This window comes from Bowmanella dokdonensis (genome assembly GCF_017254865.1).
Lineage (GTDB): Bacteria > Pseudomonadota > Gammaproteobacteria > Enterobacterales > Alteromonadaceae > Bowmanella > Bowmanella dokdonensis.
Window position 1 is genome coordinate 1 of the sequence record NZ_JAFKCV010000135.1, and the last position, 398, is coordinate 398.

Annotated in this window: 1 protein-coding gene; it reads right to left on the reverse strand. The window is 48.7% G+C overall.

Going from position 1 to position 398, the window contains the following annotated elements:
• On the reverse strand, positions 1–398 hold a 398-nt coding region (locus J0A66_RS21895), incomplete at both ends, for a LysM peptidoglycan-binding domain-containing protein (RefSeq protein ID WP_206575959.1).

Sequence of the window (398 nt, forward strand, 5' to 3'; positions counted from 1 at the left end):
GTTTGCATCAACGAAGCCGCACTGGGAGGGGCTGCGTCTTCAACGGGTAAGGGGTCGGGGGTCACAACAGGTTCATCAACCTTGTCCTCAATAACATGCTCTTCCACATTGGCAGGGGGTGCAGCAGTATCCACCAGGTCAACAGGCGGGTCCTCTTCAATCACAGGTTTACTGGGCTGACTTAGGGCAAACTTAGCCTCCGGCGTCAGGGGAATTTTTATCGTTTGACCTATGTTAACTTTGCTGGGACTAATGATCTGGTTGTACTTTGCCAGAGCATAAAACTTCAGTGGTGAATTTAAGTATTTACCGGCTAAGGTGGACAGGCTTTCGCCGGAGGATAAAGTGACTTCAAAGTACTCCGAAGGAAAATAACTTTGTGCTGATGAGTCGATTTG